Genomic DNA, 19,243 nt, shown 5'->3' on the forward strand with positions numbered 1-19,243 from the left:
AAACATTCTTGTAAGAATTTTTCTTAAGTCATTTTCTTTAAAGGCAGTCAAGGCAGGCCGACCGAGCCGAAAGCAGCCGGGTGTTCCTCCCTATTCTCATGCTTTCAGGTAACTGAAGCTTTAAGCGACTTACTAAAAAAGAAAAGAGGAAACCAATGGCATTTCACCGTTTGATTTCCTCTTTTCTGTGATTCCGCTGCGATTCGAACGCAGGACCCACGCCTTAGAAGGGCGTTGCTCTATCCAGCTGAGCTACGGAACCATCCTTACTAATAGTGCTGCATTCAAGTGATTCCGCTGCGATTCGAACGCAGGACCCACGCCTTAGAAGGGCGTTGCTCTATCCAGCTGAGCTACGGAACCATCCTTAATTGCGGCGCAAAGGTATGCTTTTATTTTGAATTATACAAATTATTCCGGCGTTTTATCTGAAAAACGTAGATACATTAAGAAGAAAAAGCCCTGAAGTGTTCTACGTTTCCCGCGCGCAGGACGTACGTTTCCCGATGCGGAGCCGTACATTTTCCATACGGGAAACCTACGTTTTCGCCGTGGGAAACATAAAGAGGTACAAGCGGTTTCCGGCTTATCGTCCTTGTCTTCCCTCCTCTTCCTCTGAATAGTTATCGAGCATTTTCTGTGGTTTTTCCACGAAAATTCCGTAAGTTTGTCTGACAAAAACTTAAAACCACATCACACATGGAACAGCATCCCCAGCTTTTAGTCTACAAGGCGTCTGCCGGTTCCGGCAAGACTTTCACGCTGGCCGTACATTATATAAGACAACTGATTGAAGACCCGTATGCGTACCGGAGGATTCTGGCGGTGACATTCACCAACAAGGCCACGGCGGAAATGAAGGAGCGTATTCTGGAACAGCTGTATGGCATTGCCACAGCCGATGAGGGGTCGGACGGTTACCTGAAGGAAATACAGAAGACCTCGGCCAAGTCGGTCGGGGAAATCCGGGAGGCGGCACGCGAGGCCTTGCGGCACATGATTCATGACTACAGCCGTTTCCGCATCGAAACCATCGACTCGTTTTTCCAGTCGGTGATGCGCAACCTGGCACGGGAACTGGAGCTGGGGGCCAACCTGTCCATCGAACTGAACAATACGGAAGTGCTGAGCGATGCCGTGGATGCCATGATTGAAAAACTGGACCGCCGCTCGCCGGTGCTCTACTGGCTGCTGGAGTACATCGAAGAACGGATTGCAAACGACCGGCGCTGGGATGTGTCGAAGGACATCAAGAGTTTCGGACAAAACATCTTCGATGAGAACTATATCGAGAAAGGGGAAGGACTGCGCCGGAAACTGGCCGACCCGAAGTTCATCCCGACGTATCGGGAGGAACTGAAAAACATCCGCGAAGAGGTGCTGGAATTTATGAAGGGATTCAACGACCAGTTTACGGGACTGCTCGAAATGCACGGGCTGACGCCGGCGGACTTGAAAAACGGCTCGCGGGGCATCGGCAGTTATTTCAACAAGCTGGCCAACGGGAAACTGGGCAGCGACATCCGCAATGCGACCGTGGAGAAGTGTCTGGAAAGTGAAGAGAACTGGACCACGAAGACGTCTTCACACCGTGACGAAATCCGCTCGCTGGCGGCCTCGGAACTGATGCCGTTACTGGAGGAAGCGGAAAACCGGCGTCCGCAGAACAGCTTGCTGCTCAATTCGTGCGACCTCTCGCTACGTTACCTGAACAACCTGCGGCTGCTGGCGCACATCGACGAGGAGGTGCGGTTGCAGAATCAGGCGCACAACCGTTTCCTGTTGTCGGACACCAACGCCCTGCTCCACAGCCTGATTCGGGAAGGCGACGCTTCGTTTGTCTACGAGAAAATCGGCACCACCATTGATACGGTGATGATTGACGAGTTTCAGGATACTTCGCGCATGCAGTGGGAGAATTTCCATCTGCTCTTGCAGGAGAGTCTGGCGCAGAAGGAAGGCAGCCTGATTGTGGGCGACATCAAGCAGAGCATCTACCGCTGGCGAAGCGGAGACTGGAAAATCCTCGCGGGACTGGGGCACGACCGGAGTTTCCGCATCAAGGAATGTACGCTCGACACGAACTGGCGAAGCGAGGCGCGCATCATCCGTTTCAACAACGAGTTTTTCACGGCGGCCTGCCAGACGCTGAACCGACGGTATCAGGAGGAACAGGGCACGCCTTGCACGCAGCTGGAACAGGCGTACAGCGACGTGCGGCAACGTTGTGCCAAGAAAGACGAGAAAGGCTTCGTAAAGGTGACTTTCCTGCAGGATTCCAAGGAGCGGCCTTATACGGAGGCCACCTTGCAACAGCTGGCCGAAGAGGTGGAACGGCTCACGGCAGAGGGTATCCGGCTCAATGAGATGGCCATCCTGGTACGGAAGAACCGGAGCATCCCCGACATTGCGGCCTATTTCGACGAACACACCCCCTACCGCATCGTCTCGGACGAGGCTTTCCAGCTGAACGCTTCGCTGGCTGTGAACATGCTCATCGACGGACTGCGTTACCTGTCTTCGCCCGACGACCACATTGCGCTGGCCCGTCTGGCGGTGGCCTATCAGCAGGAAGTGTTACGAAAGGATATCAGCCTCAACGCCGTGCTGCTCGACGACCCAAAGAATTATTTGCCAGCAGCTTTCCAGTTGCAGGCAAACGAACTCCGCTTCATGCCGCTTTACGAGTTGCTGGAGAAACTCTTCGTGCTGTTCGACATGGAGTGCATCGAGAAACAGGATGCGTATCTCTATGCGTTCTATGATGCGGTGACGGAATACATGCAGAACAACTCGTCGGAGCTGACGGCTTTCATCCGTTTCTGGGACGAGAAGCTGAACACGAAAACCATTCCTTCGGGCGAAATCGACGGCATCCGCATCCTGTCCATCCACAAGTCGAAGGGACTGGAATACCACACGGTGCTGCTGCCGTTCTGCGACTGGAAGATGGAGAACGAGACGAACAGTCATCTGATATGGTGCAGCGTGGCGGGCACGGGAAAGGAAACGGACATCCCGCCGTTCAACCGCCTGGACATCGTACCGGTGAACTACTCGAGTGCCATGGCGGAATCGGTGTACCACGACGATTACCTGGAGGAAAAGTTGCAGCTGTGGGTGGACAACCTGAACCTGCTTTATGTGGCGTTTACACGTGCCTGCAAAAACCTGATTATTTTTGCCAAGGCGGGACAGAAAGGTACGGTATCGGAACTGTTGTACGACAGTCTGCCACTGATGCAGGAGGTGGAATTGCCGCTGGCGCAGGAAGCCCCGGAAGATGATGCGGTGGGCGAATACGGGGAGCTCTGCACGGCGCACGACGAGAAGAAGGCGGGCAAATCCAACCGGCTTTCTTCGTCCAAGGAGGGAGTTCCCGTGAAGATGGAAAGCATTGAAACGCACATCGAATTCAAGCAGTCGAACCGTTCGGCTGACTTTATCCAGGGGGATGAGACAGAGGACAGCCGTGGACAGTACATCCGTCAGGGACAGCTGCTGCATCAGGTGTTCGCCCACATTGAAAAGGCGGACGACCTATCGCCTGCTTTGGAACGGTTGAACTTCGAGGGTATCTTCGAATCGGAAAAACAAATGAAACAGGTGGAAGCACTGGCCCGACGGGCTTTGCAGCATCCGGCTGCCAAAGACTGGTTCAGCGGCACCTGGGAACTCTACAACGAATGCGCCATTGTGTACACCGACGAGGAGGGACAGATGCAGACGCGCCGCCCCGACCGCGTGATGCGGAAAGACGGGCAGGTGGTCGTGGTGGACTTCAAGTTCGGAAAGAAGAACGAGACCTATCGCACACAGGTGCAGGAGTACATGAACCTGCTCACTCAAATGGGCTACACCCACATCTGGGGATTCCTCTGGTATGTGTTTGCCAACGAGCTGGAAGAAGTGACGCTTCCGGCCTGAGTTTATTTTTATTTACCACACTATTTCGACAATACAATATATGGAAACTTTTTTGAAGCAGGTGGCCGCTGATTTGTACCGGAAGCTGCACGGAGACTTTACCAAGGTGGCCGTGGTGTTCCCGAACAAGCGTGCCAGCCTCTTTTTCAACGAATACCTGGCGCAGGAGTCCGACCGTCCGGTCTGGTCGCCGGCCTACGTGAGCATCAGTGAGCTGTTCCGCCAGTCGTCACAATGGGTTACGGGCGACTCCATCAAACTGGTGTGCGACCTCTACAAGGTGTTCCGGGAAGTGACGGGAAGCAAGGAGAGCCTAGACGATTTTTATTTCTGGGGCGAGATGCTCATCAGTGATTTCGACGATGCCGACAAGAACCTGGTCGACACGAAGGCCTTGTTCAGCAACCTGAAAGACTTGAACAAGCTGACGGCTGAATATGACTTTCTGGAGGAAGGACAGAAGGAAGCGTTGAGCCAATTTTTCCGCAATTTCTCCATCGAGCAGGTCACGGAACTGAAGCGGCGTTTCATCTCGCTGTGGGACGTGCTGGGCGACATCTATACGCAATACAAGGAACGGCTCCGCGAACAAGGCATCGCCTACGAAGGAATGCTCTACCGCGAGGTGACGGAAACGATGGACGTACAGAAGTTCCCCTACGATACCTATGTGTTCGTGGGATTCAACGTACTGAACAAAGTGGAACAAACTCTATTCAGCAAGCTGCACGCAGCCGGAAAGGCCCTGTTCTACTGGGATTACGACACCTTCTACCTGGACAAGCATCCGCACGAGGCGGGTGAGTTCATCCGCCGTAACCTGAAGAATTTCCCGTCGGAACTGCCGCCGGCCCTGTTCGACCACCTGAATCACCCGAAAGAGATAACCTTCATCGAATCGCCTACGGAAAACGGGCAGGCGCGCTACCTTCCGCAATGGATTCGGGAAAACCTGACGGAGAACGAAAAAGAAACGGCGGTGGTGCTCTGCAACGAAGCCCTGCTGCAACCTGTATTACATTCGCTGCCGGAGAACGTGCGCCACATCAACATTACCATGGGTTTCCCGCTTTCGCAAACTCCGGCCTACAGTTTCGTGAAAACACTGCTGGAGCTGCACATCTCAGGCTATAACTCCCGCAGCGGACGCTACCAGTTTGCCGAAGTCATCAGTGTACTGAAGCATCCGTACACGCAACTGCTTTCGGAGGCAGCCACTCCGCTGGAAAAGGAGCTGACAGAGAAGAACCGCTTCTATCCGCTGCCGTCGGAACTGGAACGGGATGAGGCCTTGTCACTGCTATTCAAACCTTGCACCCACAACCAGGAGCTGTGCAAACGGCTGGCCGATATTCTGAAGCAGGTGGCACAGCTGTACCGCAAGCAGACGGCCTCTACCAGCGATGCTCTTGACCAGCTCTACCGGGAAGCCTTGTTTAAAAGCTTCACCATGGTCAACCGCTTCCATGCGTTGCTCGAAAGCAAGGATTTGGAAGTGCAGCCTGCCACCTTCCACCGACTGCTTGTGCGGGTCATGTCGGCCGCCAGCATTCCGTTCCACGGCGAGCCGGCCATCGGTATGCAGGTGATGGGAGTATTGGAAACCCGTAACCTGGATTTCCGCCATGTCATCCTGCTGTCGGTCAACGAAGGACAGTTGCCCAAGGCGGGCGGCGATTCTTCGTTCATCCCCTACAACCTGCGCAAGGCATTCGGTATGACCACCATCGACCACAAGATTGCCGTCTATGCCTATTACTTCTACCGCCTGCTGCAACGGGCGGAAAAAGCGACCTTGGTGTACAATACGGTGAGCGACGGCATGAACCGGGGCGAGATGTCGCGCTTCATGCTCCAGCTGCTGATTGAATGGGGCTATCCGATAGAACGGAAACAGCTGGAAGCCGAACAGTCGCCGGTCGTATCCTCCCCCATCCGCATCCCCAAATCAGCCGACATTCTGAAACGGATGCAGCAGGTATTCGATGTGCGGGTGAATCCGAAAGCTTTCTTCTCTCCCTCGGCCCTGAACTGCTACCTTGACTGTCCGTTGAAGTTCTGCTACAAGTATGTGGCCGGACTTTCGGCACCCGATGAAGTGAGCGCGGAAATCGACTCGGCCAAGTTCGGAAGTATCTTCCACTATGCAGCCGAGCATATCTACAAGGACCTTACGGCGCATGGGAAAGTCATCAATAAAGAGGCTTTGGAAACTCTGCTCAAAGAGGAAGTAAAGCTGCAAAACTACGTGGACAACGGGTTCAAGGATTTGTTCTTCCATCTCCCTGCTGACGAACGTCCGGAATACAACGGCATCCAGCTCATCAACTCGGCCGTCATCCTGCGTTACGTCCAACAACTGCTGCGCAATGACCTGCGTCATGCTCCTTTCACCTTCGTAGGCTCCGAACAGTCCGTCATGGAGGACATCGAGATACAAACGCCCAAAGGGGTGATTCGTTCGCGCATGGGCGGTATCATCGACCGAATGGACAGCAAGGACAATGTGCTCCGCATCGTGGATTACAAGACAGGGGGAAAAGCCGATACACCACCCAGTGTGGAGTCTCTGTTCACACCGGGTCCCAAACGCTCCAACTACGTATTCCAGACCTTCTTGTATGCCGCCATCGTATGCAGGAAGCTGCGGGAACGGAACGACGACCGGAAAGTAGCCCCTTCCCTGCTCTATATTCACCGGGCTGCGGCAGAAGACTATTCACCGGTTATCCAGCTCAAGGAATCGTACAACAAAACCACTCCGGTAGAGGATTTTGCCACTCTGGAAGAAGAGTTCCGCAACCGGCTGAAAGCACTTCTGGAAGAAGTTTTCAACCCGGAACTGGATTTCAATCAAACGGAAGAGGAAGACCAATGTACGTATTGTGATTTCAAGGGAATGTGTAAAAGATAGAATCAAAACCAAAACAAGTGTTAAATAAGCAATTTCCGTTGAACAATCCATTTACACCAGCTGTTATAAAGATGTTTTTCATAGTAATAGATAAGAACAGTATTGGTATTTGTGAAAATATCAGCTGTAAGGACAAAGGCGTTTGTTCTTAAAAATAAGAGAGACTGCATTTCCCCGGCAGTCTCTCTTAATTTTTATCCCATCCACAAATGCCTCTTATTCCTGATAGTCGTAATACCACCAATAGGTATCACCAAATTCCCGCCGCATGCGATTCCGCTCTTCCGCTGGAGAATCTTCTTTCTGCTGAAGTGCACGATAAGCCTTGAAACGCCCAATCATCAGACTGTCTGTCACCGGATAGAGGGTATCCTTCTGCTGTGCATGATACAGCACCACCGCCTCTCTATAATACCGCGGCAGGCTATCTTCCGGCAGATAGAAATCAGGAACAGCCTCCATGAACTGACCCAGCTGTTTTTCCAGCAGCAAGGCGGAAAGATAATAGTCCAGGGAAGTATATTTTCCCGTACCCTTATAACAAATGTTACGCAGAAACACCATACGGTCTTCTCCGGCATACGGACGGGCTCCCAACAAATAATAGATGGAATCGTTCGTATAACGAAGCGTATGCAAGGAATCCGACTCAAAAAACAATCCGTCGGAACGGTAATACTGCGGATAGGCAAACAGTTTGTCCCCCATCTGCCCCAGATGGGACAATGCCACTGCACGGAAAGCCGTCAAGTTGCGACTGGCCTCCAGCGAACGTTTTCCGACCTCCAGCACCTTGTCATATTCCCGTGCGCGCAGATAGTGTTCCGCCTCCAGTTCGTGATGATAGCCCCGGTTGGTATTGCCTACACACACTGTCAGCACACACAGGCCCAGTAGAATGGTCAGGTTACAGTTCACCAGCCCCCAAAGACTTCCTTCCTGGTTCAGCTGTACCCGGAAGAGTCCGCGCAACCAGTAGCCGAGGCCGACAAACAGCAACACCAGCAAAGGAAGCAACCACGTCCACGGCGTATAATAGCTGGACATATAAACCCCACGCCCCACGTCGGTCAGGGCACAGAGCACCAGAAAAGAAGGTACATACGCCAAAGCGCGTACCTTTCCCTTCAGTCCCAGCAGACTGTTCACTCCCCACCGCAGCAACAGCAGGATGAGGGTAATGACGATGGCACTGGCCAGCGGGGCAAATACCGTCTTGCCGTGCGCCAGCGAATAATGAAGTGCTTCCAGCACATCGCGCTGGAACACGTAGAGATAGACAAAGCTAAATAGAGAAAAAAGAAGACCGCATACAGCAATCATGATGCGTGCAGTCTTCTTATAAAGTGCATTTGTGTAATCACTCATACAAAATTATTCTTTCACTCGTTTCAATACCACTGCAGAACGGGCCGGCACATACAGCTTCAGCCATTCTTTCTTATCTTTTGCATAAAGCGGGTCAGCACAGGTAAAGTGGCGGAGACTGTCGTCCGAGAAGCCGAAGCCACCAAACTGCTTGTTGTCCGTATTCAGCACCACATCGTAGGCACCTCTCGGAACCAGGAAGCCGTAGTCAGTAAACGAACGGGTAGGGTTGAAATTAAACACAAACACCAAGTCCTTCCGGCGGAAAGCCAGAATCTGGTCGCCGTCGTTGTGCCATACCTCGATGACATCCGATTTCTGGATATTCTTCACACTGCGCATCAGCTTGACCATGCTCTCATCAAAATCACCCAGATAATGGTAGCACAGTGTCGGATCGTCTACCAAGTGCCACTGACGGCGGGCATACTTGTACGACCATCCATTGCCTTCGCGCGGGAAGTCAATCCATTCCGGATGACCGAACTCATTTCCCATGAAGTTCAGGTAACCTCCGTTGATGGTAGAGGCGGTAAGCAGACGAATCATCTTGTGCAAGGCGATGCCTCGTTCCACTACGCCGTTCTCGTCGCCAATCTTGAAGTGCCAGTACATGTCGGCATCAATCAGACGGAAGATGATGGTCTTGTCGCCCACCAACGCCTGATCGTGACTCTCACAATAAGAAATCGTCTTTTCATCCTTACGACGGTTCGTCACTTCCCAGAACAGGCTAGAAGGCTTCCAATCCTCATCCTTGCGTTCCTTGATAATCTTTATCCAATAATCCGGAATGTTCATTGCCATACGGTAATCAAAGCCATAACCACCGTCCTCGAAAGGTGCCGCCAGTCCCGGCATGCCCGAAACTTCCTCGGCAATGGTGATGGCCTTCGGGTTCACCTCGTGAATCAGACGGTTGGCCAGTGTCAGGTAACAGATAGCATTGTCATCCTGATGCCCGTTGAAATAGTCGCCGTAGTTGCAGAAAGCCTCTCCCAATCCGTGACTGTAATACAACATCGAGGTAACTCCATCGAAGCGGAAACCATCGAAATGGAACTCCTCCAGCCAGTATTTGCAGTTGGACAGCAAGAAGTGAACCACCTCGTTCTTTCCATAATCGAAGCAAAGCGAATCCCATGCCGGATGTTCCCGACGGTCGCCCGGATAGAAATACTGGCAAGGATCGCCGGCAAAGTTACCCAGTCCTTCCACCTCGTTCTTCACGGCGTGTGAGTGCACGATATCCATGATGACGGCAATGTTCATCTGATGTGCCGTATCAATGAGCTGCTTCAGTTCTTCCGGCGTACCGAAACGCGAAGAAGGTGCAAAGAAGCTGGACACGTGGTAGCCAAAACTGCCATAGTAAGGATGCTCCTGAATGGCCATAATCTGGATACAGTTGTACCCATCCTTCGCGATACGGGGAAGCACCTTCTCACGGAACTCGTTGTACGTGCCTACTTTTTCCGCATCCTGTGCCATACCGATGTGACACTCATAAATCATCAGCGGAGAAACGTTCGGCGTAAAGCTCTTTTTCTTGAACTTGTACGGCTTTTCCGGATTCCATACCTGCGCACTGAAAATCTTGGTCTGTTCATCCTGCACTACACGCGTAGCCCATGCCGGAATACGTTCGCCGCATCCGCCTTCCCAGTACACCTTCAGCTTGTACAGGTCGCCATGCTTCATGGCCTTCTCCGGCAGATTGATTTCCCAGTTACCCGTCTTACGCACCCGTTTCAGGCGGAAAGCCGGTTTTTCCTGCCAGCCGTTGAAGTCACCCACCAAATAGATTTCCGTGGCATTGGGTGCCCATTCGCGGAACGTCCACCCTTTGTCCGTGTGATGCAGACCGAAATACATGTGTCCGGTTGCAAAGTCCGACAAAGTCTTCTTTCCCACCAGTTCTTTTTCTTTCTCTATTGCATGCTGGTGACGACCGTTAATAGCGCTGGCATACGGTTCCAGCCAAGGATCATTCTTTATGATATTCAATACCTTGTCCATAGTATTAGTTATTAGAATTTATTTGACATGAACTTTTACAATCACTTTTCTCACTTTCTCAGGAGTCACGCCCGGTGCATGTGCATCTTCCGGAAAGAAAATCACGAACATCCCCGGTTTTACGGTCAGATAGTCAGTAGCCGCTCCTTCATAAAAAGAGATATCCTTCTCCGCATCGTACGCCGCTTCAGGGAGGTCGGCACGCGGCGTATAGCCCATCACTTCCACCCCCGACAACGGAAGCTGGATATCAATGAATTCATTATGCGTTTCAAGGCGTGCTTCCGCCTTGGTTTTCGGACAGACATCCGAGAAGTTCACTGTCAGTTCCCCTTCTCTCAACACCACTTTCCCCGCCTCATGAGCCTGCAGGTCGGTCGCTTTCAAGAAAGCCGCCGCCTCCGCAAACAGAGGATTCAGTGAAACATATTTCTCCAGGTTTTCCAATTTGTCAATTACCATATCATTTCACATTTAAGTAGTTAAATATTTTATTCAAACTCGTCTATCGTCTCATTCGTGAAATCGGCAAAGCGCTTCAGCTGCCGGAATATCTCTGTCATCCGGTCCAGAAAATCCGGATGGGAGAAAAATTCATCCTCCAGCGGACAGGCCACCGTAAAATCCTTACAGCGGATATACTGCGGATAAGGAAAATCTTTCGGGAATCCCTTCGGTACCGTTTTCAGATGCGTCTCCCCTACCACCGGAAAATATTGGTGGAAAGCCGGATCCTCCACAATGGCCCGGAACTCGTCGATACGGTCACACACCGACTGCCGTACCGCCCGCAGCATATCGGCAGGCATGCACCAGCTCCCTCCGGCCAACATACAGTTGCCCGGTTCCAGATGCACATAATAACCACAATGATTGGATTTCTTCCCTCTGGCATTGATATAGCCCCCGATGTGGGTCTTGTAGGGAGACTTGTCCGAAGAGAAACGGACATCCCGATAGATACGATACGTACAATCCTGCGGAAGCACATGCGCCACACTCTCGTCGAACAGGGAGATACGGGCGATAACCATGCCCAGCAGTTCCTCAAAATCAGCCTGCACACTCAAATACTCCGCCTTATGTTCCTGAAACCACTCCCGGTTGTTGTTTGCCGCCAGCACTTTCAGGAAGTCCAATATATTCGATATATCCATATCTTTTTCTTTTGAGTTACACAAACTTACAAAAAAAATCTTATCTGTCGCACAAAAAGATGTTTTTTTGCACTACCGCAACAGATTCAGCAGAAAATCATGCACTTTTCCGTTCGAAGCGATGACCTCCCGACCCGTATAGAACGAATCACCTCCCGAAAAGTCGGTGACCCGGCCTCCCGCATTCTGCACGAGCAAGATGCCGGCTGCCACATCCCACGGGCAAGTGAAAGCCTCTGCACGGGCTTCAAAGCGTCCGTCGGCCACGTAACACATTTCAGCTGCCGCCGCACCTACCACCCGGATACCCGCCACATTGCCGTAGCAATTCTCTATCAGGCGGTTGAACACCGGCTTGTAGACCTCCGCATCATACGGCAATCCAAAAGCCAGAAAAGCATCGTCGGGCGAAGCCACCTCCGAAACCCGTATCTGCCGGTCGTTGCAGAAAGAAGGCGCTCCCTTGTAAGTCCAGAAACACTCGTCCCGACAGATTTCATACACCACCCCCAAGAGGATTTCCTTGCGGTTGCGCAACGCAATACTGATGCAATAAGGTGCATGGTTGTGAATGAAATTCGTCGTTCCGTCCAGCGGGTCCACCACCCAGCAGTATTCCTCGTCGGCATGGCTTCCGCTTCCCTCTTCTGCAACAAAACCTGCCTCGGGAAGCCATTCCCGCAGACAGGCCACTATTCTTCGTTCCGATTCTTTGTCCACATACGACACATAGTCGTGTGCATGTTTTTTCTCAATCCGTTCCCGATTGAACTTCTTCCGCTCCTCACGGATAAAAGCGCCGGTTTCCACGGCCAGTTCACGCACCTTCCACGTCAGTTCGGATAATTCCCAGTTCATTTTTTCTCCTCCAACAAACGTCCGTATTTGAAAGTCCCCTTCCGGATGACATTCCCGTTGATATCCGTTTCAATAAAAGGACCATCTTTCTTTCCTTGCTTGAAGAAGCCTTCAAAGCGTACGCCCTCCTTGTCAATCAGCACCCCTTTTCCGTCTTCTTTGCCCCGCACGAACCCTCCGGTGTAAACAGAACCGTCAGCCGTACGCAAGGTACCTTCTCCTTCCGCCATGTTATTCTTCCACTGGCCTTCGTATTCATCGCCGTTGGCCCACTTGTATTTTCCGGTACCCGAGCGCTGGTTCTTCACCCACTGTCCGTCGTACACAGCCCCGTTGGCCCAGGTGAACGTGCCTTGTCCTTCCTGCCAGCCGTTCAGGAACTGCCCCACGTACTTGTCGCCGTTGGGATACGTGTAGATACCACGTCCCGTCCGTTCCCCGTTGGCATAATCACCTTCGTAACGTTCGCCGTTCTGGAAATAATAGATACCCTTTCCATCCTGCACGTCATCCTTCCAGTCGCCCACGTACTTGTCGCCGTTGGTATAATAGAAGGTTCCCTTTCCGTGACGCATGCCGTCCTTCCATTCGCCTTCATATTTCGACTTGTCTTCCCAGACCATGGTACCTTTTCCGTTTTTCAGGTCGTTCTTCCATTCACCCGTATAGACCGCCCCACCTTTCCAGGTGTAAGTGCCTTGTCCGTTCCGTTTGTCATGATGCCACGTGCCGGCATACAAGTCCCCGTTATAATAAGTCATGGTACCCTCTCCTTCTTGGAAATCGGCATACCACATTCCCTCGTAACGGTTGTTGTTCATAAAATAATATGTTCCTTTCCCGTGTTGCTGGTCTTCATACCATTGCCCCACGTATTTTTCGCCGTCACTGAAGGTATAGGTTCCCTCCCCCTGACGTTTTCCTTTCACATATTCGCCTTCGTACACATCCCCGTTCCGGAAGACAGTCCGTCCTTTCCCGTTCGGTTTACGTCCCTTCAGTTCACCGGTATATTCCGATCCGTCTTTAAACTGATAGTATCCCAACGACATCTGGGCCGAAGCCGAAACCGAGCCGAAAGTCAGTAAAGTAAATAAAATCAATGTATGTTTGTTCATCCTTGTTATTGGTCTGTTTTTTAAATCCGTTCAAAAATAGTCTTTTTACTTTTGCCCGCACCGACAGGTTTATACTTTTTTACCTGCCACCACCTCTATTAAGTTTTCTTTGCAGAAATACTGCTGAGCCAGTGAGAGTAACTCCTCCGAAGTAACTTCCCGGATGGCTGCCAGCGAAGCATCGAAGAAATCCGGTTTCAGTCCGGCAGTCTCAATGAATATCCACGCATCCGACAGTGAGAAAGCCCCTTCATACGAACGGCACATATCGCCCAGCATGTAATTGCGCACCATCTCCAGTTCCTCGGCCGGCACCTTTTCCTGCTGCAGGCGGTCCATTTCACGGTACACTTCCGTCACCACCGACTCGATGTACTCGTTGGCCGCCTCCGTGCTGACAACCAGCAGGCTCGTGCCCGGATAAGACACCAGTCCGGCCCCGATACCGTAGGTATATCCCTTCTCTTCACGGATGTTCGACATCAGCCGGCTGCCGAAATAGCCGCCGAACAGCGTGACCAGCACCCGCAATTTCAGATAGTCCGGATGCTTGCGGTCGAGCGAGAAACCTCCCATGCGGAGGGAACTCTGCAAGGCATCCTCCTTCTCCACGAAAATCCGTTTGCGGGTATCCTTCACGATATCCCATGTCCGCTCCACCTTTTCCGACGTACAGTTGCCCCACGGAGCCTCTCCCCACTGGTGCTCAATGCATCGGATAACTTCCGGCGTCACCTTGCCCGACACATACATCGAACAGTTGCCCGAATGATAATGCCGGTGATAAAACTCCTTCAACGCCTCCACCTGGATACGTTCATAATCTTCCAGCTCCGCATACCGGCCCAAAGGATGCGCGGTGCCAAACAACGAACGGTTCAGCTGCTTGCGGGCCAGCACATCCACCCGCTGGTTGTTCACCAGGAACTGCTGGCGGTTGATGTCGCAGATAATCCGGAACTGTTCCTCCGGGAATACCGCCTCTTTCACCATTCCGGCCACAATCTCCAGCGTCTGGTCGAGGTATTTGGTCAGCGTGTAAAGCGTGACGAATCCACAGTTGACAGAAGAAGAAAGTTCCAGCCAAGCCCCGTAATAATCCAGCCGCTCGGCAATCTCGCCCGAAGTCATCCGTACGGTTCCTTCGCGCAACATGCGGTTAGTAAACACTGCCTGAAGCGGCTGCGACTGGTCGAGCTGTCCGCTCCGTACCAGCAAGTCGAAACGAATCACGTCTTCATTGCCCGCCGAAAGCACATACAGCGGCATGCCGTTGCGCATGCGGTGCAGTTCCGGCTGCAAGATGGAAAAATGCTCCAGCTGGCGGATGGCAGGAGCCACACTACGGTCAAGCTGCGTCATAGGGCCTCCCCGTGATTGCGCAGGAATTCCTCGGCACGCGCCAGATCCTGCGGGGTGTCAATACCGATAGTCTCTACCTCACTGAGGCCCACCTTGATGGAATAGCCGTTCTCCAGCCAGCGCAACTGCTCCAGCGATTCGGCCAGTTCCAGTGACGACTGCGGAAGGGCGGTAATCTCTTTCAGTACCGAAGCCCGATAGGCATACAGTCCGATGTGCTTGTAATATGTGTGTCCGGCCAGCCACTCCTGCTTGTCGCGGTTGCGCTGGTAAGGAATGATGGAACGGCTGAAATAAAGGGCATTCATCCACTTGTCCACCACCACCTTCGGCGAATTGACATTCTCCAGCGCATCGAATCCGTCGGCCGGTGTAAACGGTTTCACCAAGGTGGCAATCTGGGTCGTCTCCTCGTCGAAACACGCCTTCACGGCTTCCAGCTGCGAACGCTGGATGAAAGGCTCATCGCCTTGAATGTTCACCACCACGTCATAGCCGCTGCCTACCTTGCAGTAGGCTTCGTAACAACGGTCGGTTCCACTCTTATGGTCGACGGAAGTCATCACCACTTTTCCACCGAAGGCTTTCACAGCCGCTTCGATGCGTTCGTCGTCCGTAGCCACGTATGCTTCGTCCAGCACACCGGCCACTTGCTCATAGACTCTCTGTATGACGGGTTTGCCTCCCAGCAGAGCCAGTGGTTTGGCCGGGAAGCGTGTAGATGCATATCTAGCAGGAATAATTCCAATAAATTTCATGATAATAATATTTGAGGTTCATCACGCAAAAATAATAAGATTTTTCCGAAACCCGAAAAGATAATCACCTTTCCCTCCCCCCAAAGACCTTAAACCTGCACCACAGACCATACAAAAATGGTTTTCTCCCATAAATCGGGTCGTTTCTGGTTTCGGCTGCTCTTCCCCAAAGACTCTTATCCTTCCCATTAAAAATGGAAAACACTGAAAAACAGGGCATTCAGATACGTGAATAAGGTCTGAAAAAACGCCTTTACGTTTTGATCAAAACGCAAGTACGTTTCAAGTAAAACACAAGTGCGTTTGCCATCAAATGCAAGTGCGTTTTTTTCAGACCTCAAAATTCCTCAATTCCTGTGGACACAAGGAATACAGAGGAATAAAAATATAAACACAGACAGACATTCAAACACAAAATGTATTTAAGCCACTGCATTATTCATAAACTCTTTCGGTGTACAACCAACTTGTTTTTTGAAGAAACGGAGAAAATGTTGCGGATATTGGAAACCAAGCATCTCGGCAACTTGCTTGGTGCTGAGATTGGAATCAAGCAAGGCGCTTTTAGCCACTTCTGCTATTTTGAGTTGAATGTATTCATGTGCTGTCTTGCCTGTTTCAGACTTTACCAAATCACCGAAATAATTTGGCGAAAGACATATTTTGTCTGCAAAGTATTTCACGGTAGGTAGCCCATGTTGTTTTGCCATACCCGAATCCCAATATCCGTTCAACAACCGTTCGAAACGTACAAGGACATCATTGTTCAATTCTTCACGGGTCACAAACTGACGTTCATAGAATCTCATGCAATAGTTAAGCAATACCTCGATATTCGAAATAATCAACGGTTTGGAGAACCTGTCAATGGGATGATCCAGTTCACGAGTTATCTTGTCCATGTAGTCTTGCAGGATGATGCGCTCGTCCACGGACAGATGTAAGGCTTCGTTGGAAGCATACGAGAAGAAAGAATATTGTTTCATCTTCTGTGCTAATGAGGTGCGGTGCAGGAAATCAGGATGAAACAGCAACCCAATAGCTTCCGGTGTGGGGCCGTCTTCCGTGCGATGGATACCTACGGTCTGTCCCGGAGCAAAACTGACCACGGTCTCATCGTCAAAATCATAGACCGTCTTGCCATAATTAATGATGCACCCTGTTGTCTTTTTCAGGAACAACGCATAGAAACCAAATGTCATTCTGTGTGTAGGCTGGTTATCCGAACGGTCAAAATGAACAACGCTCACCAGCGGGTGTTTGGTTTGGAAACCGAAGTATCGGTTGTATTGTTCGATTGTATCTGCCTTGATAATATCCATAGCTTTCTCTTTCTTAGTGATTGATTTACTCTTTCAGTCAATACAAAGTAAATAATTATTCTCAAGATTACGACTGTGCTCCTTTGATAAAACGTAATCTGGGTATCATTTCCCCTTACTTGGGTACTTTTCTACATTTTGCCTGCCACACTTCGTGCTATAGGGAATGTTCGTTACCCGATGATAGTCAGTTTTACCTCTTTAATGGTCGGTCCTTTTTTCTGTTCGTGACTATTGGGAAGCTGTCTGCCTTACAGATTTTAACTTCTTGATTATCAATTTTCAGTTTTAAAGGAAAACTTCCGTAATCGAGGTATTTCCTCCCTTAAGACAGGTACCGGCCAAGGCCCTTAAAACTTCTACCTTTGCAACGTAAGAACAATGACAATAGTAATAATAAGAATTAAAAAAGTATGAAACGTACAATTATGACACTTGTGGCAAGTTTGGCTATAATCGCCACCGCCACCGCGACTACGGATCGGATTCCGGCAAAAGGATTCGCCATGTTTTCGGCAAAAGACACATTTCATCCACACGAGTTTACCCGTAGAGCTGTTGGAGACAATGATATCCAGATAGAAATACTCTATGCCGGAATATGCCACAGCGATCTGCACGCCGGATGGGACGAACAGCAGAAACAAGGACTGTATGCTACTTATCCGATGATTCCGGGACACACGACATTTATCCCGAAGTAGAGCTCATCCAGGCCGATGCTTCCGAAATAGACAAGGCCTGGCGTAACGTGTCTGACGGAAAAGTGAAATTCCGCTATGTAATCGATATGAGTACCATCGAATAAGAGACACGGGGATAAACCATATATCAAGGTGGCGCTCTTTCAAAACAATCTAAAATAGTGATAAAATGAAAAAATGGTTATTACCTATGATACTGATGTCATGCCTGGCAATGACGGTAAGTGCGTGTTCTCCGACAGAAGAATCTGTAAACACGGAAAATCCCACTCCACAGCCTGAATCGGACCCGCAACCGGACCCCGATTCTGAAGACCCCGACCCACAGCCGACCGGCGGTCGTGCACTGGTTGTGTACTTTTCCTGCACGAATACTACCAGAGGTATCGCCCATCGGATTGTCGCGGTGACCGATGCGGCTGCCTGGCGAATCGAACCCGAAGAGCCCTATACCTCCGAGGATTTGAATTACAACAATTCATCGTGTCGTGCAAACCGGGAACAGAATGATCCGTCGGCACGTCCTGCCATCAAGGGCAAATGTAAGGAAATTGCCGATTACGACGTAATTTTTCTCGGCTATCCCATCTGGTGGGGGAAAGCGCCGAAAGTCATTTTCACCTTCCTTGAAGGCCATGACCTTACGGGCAAGACGATTGTACCGTTCTGCACGTCACATTCCAGTGGCATTGGCTCAAGTGATACAGACCTGCATCAGCTGGCACCAGGAGCCGAATGGGAACGGGGACAACGATTCAATGGAAGCGAATCAGAAGAAACAATTAAAAACTGGATTGAAAGTATGAACTTAAATATTGACAATGGTACGAATGCGGGGGTATTTGACCTCTCTGAAGGGACAAACGGAAACGCTCCGACAGTGAAGTTAAGCAGTGGCTACGATATGCCGATTCTCGGTTTGGGCACATACAGCCTGCATGGCGATGTCTGCATCAACAGCATTAAGGCCGCTTTGGCAAGCGGTTTCCGGAAATTTGACACGGCATCCATCTACGGCAATGAAGAAGAGGTGGGGCAAGCCATCCGGGAATCGGATGTACCGCGTGAAGAGATTTTTGTAGCTACCAAACTCTATCCCAACCAGTACGCCAATCCTGAAGCTGCTATCGAGGAATGCCTGAGAAAACTCAACATCGGCTATGTCGACCTGATGTTGCTTCATCATCCGGGTACGAATGATGTGAAGGCATACAAGGCCATGGAGAAGTATGTGGCAGAAGGGAAAATACGTTCAATAGGTGTGTCGTGTTACTATGTGAATGAGATAAACGAATTCTTACCTCAGGTAAATATCAAACCCGTACTGGTTCAGAATGAGGTTCATCCTTATTATCAGGATACTGAAGTAGTGGAACACTTACACAATCTCGGCATTGCCGTAGAAGCCTGGTATCCGCTTGGAGGACGGGGACATCAGGGTGAACTGCTGAGCGACCCGGTGTTATCGGATATAGCAGCCAGGCACGGCAAATCGGTGGTACAGGTTATTCTTCGCTGGCACCTGCAGCGAGGCGTGGTTGCCATTCCCGGTTCGAGCAATCCCGACCATATCGAGGAAAATATCTCTATTTTTGATTTCTCATTGACCGACGATGAAATGGCACGAATCGCCGCACTCAACCGGAATGAGAAGCACGACTGGTATTAAACAGGGATAAAGGAATACGGACCGTCGGTTTCAAGATTGCGGACTGCATAAAGACAGGGAAAAACGA

At 50.9% G+C, this 19,243-nt stretch carries 13 protein-coding genes and 2 tRNA genes; 4 read left to right on the forward strand and 11 right to left on the reverse strand.

The annotated features are described in order from the left end of the window. Positions 1–188 precede the first annotated feature (188 nt). Positions 189–262, reverse strand: a tRNA-Arg gene (locus OIM59_RS09270). A gap of 27 nt (positions 263–289) precedes the next feature. Further along, a tRNA-Arg gene (locus tag OIM59_RS09275) sits at positions 290–363 on the reverse strand. Between the two features lie 336 nt (positions 364–699). Here OIM59_RS09275 and OIM59_RS09280 point away from each other — a divergent pair. After that, entirely contained in the window at positions 700–3,927 is a 3,228-nt protein-coding gene (locus OIM59_RS09280) for an exodeoxyribonuclease V subunit beta (RefSeq protein ID WP_303896372.1), read from the forward strand. A 40-nt stretch (positions 3,928–3,967) separates the two neighbouring features. Beyond that, a complete protein-coding gene (locus OIM59_RS09285) occupies positions 3,968–6,841 on the forward strand; it encodes a PD-(D/E)XK nuclease family protein (protein ID WP_303896373.1) in 2,874 nt (957 codons plus the stop codon). A gap of 216 nt (positions 6,842–7,057) precedes the next feature. On the opposite strand, the gene OIM59_RS09290 is transcribed toward OIM59_RS09285, so the two are convergent. From OIM59_RS09290 to OIM59_RS09330, 9 genes are all read right to left on the reverse strand, one after another. Continuing rightward, positions 7,058–8,209 carry a DUF6057 family protein gene (locus OIM59_RS09290; protein WP_303896374.1) on the reverse strand — a complete coding sequence of 384 codons (1,152 nt, stop codon included), beginning with the start codon at positions 8,207–8,209 and terminating at the stop codon, positions 7,058–7,060. Positions 8,210–8,215: 6 nt separating this feature from the next. Further along, complete coding sequence (locus OIM59_RS09295) at positions 8,216–10,228, reverse strand: alpha amylase C-terminal domain-containing protein (protein WP_299168842.1); 2,013 nt, start codon at positions 10,226–10,228, stop codon at positions 8,216–8,218. 18 nt (positions 10,229–10,246) lie between these two features. Next, positions 10,247–10,690, reverse strand: a complete 444-nt coding sequence (locus OIM59_RS09300) for a YhcH/YjgK/YiaL family protein (RefSeq protein WP_072542886.1) — start codon at positions 10,688–10,690, stop codon at positions 10,247–10,249. 29 nt (positions 10,691–10,719) lie between these two features. Beyond that, on the reverse strand, positions 10,720–11,385 hold the full coding sequence (locus tag OIM59_RS09305) for a DUF2461 domain-containing protein (RefSeq protein WP_299168838.1): 666 nt from the start codon (positions 11,383–11,385) through the stop codon (positions 10,720–10,722). 72 nt (positions 11,386–11,457) lie between these two features. Further along, positions 11,458–12,243 (reverse strand): inositol monophosphatase family protein, encoded by a 786-nt coding sequence (locus tag OIM59_RS09310; protein ID WP_299168835.1) that lies wholly within the window; start codon positions 12,241–12,243, stop codon positions 11,458–11,460. Then, a complete protein-coding gene (locus OIM59_RS09315; protein ID WP_299168833.1) occupies positions 12,240–13,361 on the reverse strand; it encodes an MORN repeat-containing protein in 1,122 nt (373 codons plus the stop codon). Before OIM59_RS09315 ends, OIM59_RS09310 begins: the two co-directional genes overlap by 4 nt. Before the next feature lie 69 nt (positions 13,362–13,430). Continuing rightward, positions 13,431–14,723 (reverse strand): pitrilysin family protein, encoded by a 1,293-nt coding sequence (locus tag OIM59_RS09320; protein WP_299168831.1) that lies wholly within the window; start codon positions 14,721–14,723, stop codon positions 13,431–13,433. Next, positions 14,720–15,481 (reverse strand): 3-deoxy-manno-octulosonate cytidylyltransferase, encoded by a 762-nt coding sequence (gene kdsB, locus OIM59_RS09325; protein ID WP_299168829.1) that lies wholly within the window; start codon positions 15,479–15,481, stop codon positions 14,720–14,722. The genes OIM59_RS09320 and kdsB overlap by 4 nt, the downstream gene beginning before the upstream one ends. Before the next feature lie 422 nt (positions 15,482–15,903). Then, positions 15,904–16,803 (reverse strand): AraC family transcriptional regulator, encoded by a 900-nt coding sequence (locus tag OIM59_RS09330; RefSeq protein WP_299168827.1) that lies wholly within the window; start codon positions 16,801–16,803, stop codon positions 15,904–15,906. 413 nt (positions 16,804–17,216) lie between these two features. Between OIM59_RS09330 and OIM59_RS09335 the strand changes: the two genes are divergently transcribed. Both OIM59_RS09335 and OIM59_RS09340 read left to right on the forward strand, forming a co-directional pair. Next, entirely contained in the window at positions 17,217–17,507 is a 291-nt protein-coding gene (locus OIM59_RS09335) for an alcohol dehydrogenase catalytic domain-containing protein (RefSeq protein WP_303896379.1), read from the forward strand. Positions 17,508–17,676: 169 nt separating this feature from the next. After that, positions 17,677–19,176 carry an aldo/keto reductase gene (locus tag OIM59_RS09340; protein WP_299168821.1) on the forward strand — a complete coding sequence of 500 codons (1,500 nt, stop codon included), beginning with the start codon at positions 17,677–17,679 and terminating at the stop codon, positions 19,174–19,176. The last annotated feature ends 67 nt before the right edge of the window (positions 19,177–19,243 follow it).

This window comes from Bacteroides mediterraneensis (assembly GCF_025993685.1).
GTDB lineage: Bacteria > Bacteroidota > Bacteroidia > Bacteroidales > Bacteroidaceae > Phocaeicola > Phocaeicola mediterraneensis_A.

Bases quoted from the DNA above. Each gene is read 5' to 3' on its own strand.
- OIM59_RS09280 (WP_303896372.1), top strand. From the start codon at position 700: ATGGAACAGCATCCCCAGCTTTTAGTCTACAAGGCGTCTGCCGGTTCC.
- OIM59_RS09285 (WP_303896373.1), top strand. From the start codon at position 3,968: ATGGAAACTTTTTTGAAGCAGGTGGCCGCTGATTTGTACCGGAAGCTG.
- OIM59_RS09290 (WP_303896374.1), bottom strand. From the start codon at position 8,209: ATGAGTGATTACACAAATGCACTTTATAAGAAGACTGCACGCATCATG.
- OIM59_RS09295 (WP_299168842.1), bottom strand. From the start codon at position 10,228: ATGGACAAGGTATTGAATATCATAAAGAATGATCCTTGGCTGGAACCG.
- OIM59_RS09300 (WP_072542886.1), bottom strand. From the start codon at position 10,690: ATGGTAATTGACAAATTGGAAAACCTGGAGAAATATGTTTCACTGAAT.
- OIM59_RS09305 (WP_299168838.1), bottom strand. From the start codon at position 11,385: ATGGATATATCGAATATATTGGACTTCCTGAAAGTGCTGGCGGCAAAC.
- OIM59_RS09310 (WP_299168835.1), bottom strand. From the start codon at position 12,243: ATGAACTGGGAATTATCCGAACTGACGTGGAAGGTGCGTGAACTGGCC.
- OIM59_RS09315 (WP_299168833.1), bottom strand. From the start codon at position 13,361: ATGAACAAACATACATTGATTTTATTTACTTTACTGACTTTCGGCTCG.
- OIM59_RS09320 (WP_299168831.1), bottom strand. From the start codon at position 14,723: ATGACGCAGCTTGACCGTAGTGTGGCTCCTGCCATCCGCCAGCTGGAG.
- kdsB (WP_299168829.1), bottom strand. From the start codon at position 15,481: ATGAAATTTATTGGAATTATTCCTGCTAGATATGCATCTACACGCTTC.
- OIM59_RS09330 (WP_299168827.1), bottom strand. From the start codon at position 16,803: ATGGATATTATCAAGGCAGATACAATCGAACAATACAACCGATACTTC.
- OIM59_RS09335 (WP_303896379.1), top strand. From the start codon at position 17,217: ATGAAACGTACAATTATGACACTTGTGGCAAGTTTGGCTATAATCGCC.
- OIM59_RS09340 (WP_299168821.1), top strand. From the start codon at position 17,677: ATGAAAAAATGGTTATTACCTATGATACTGATGTCATGCCTGGCAATG.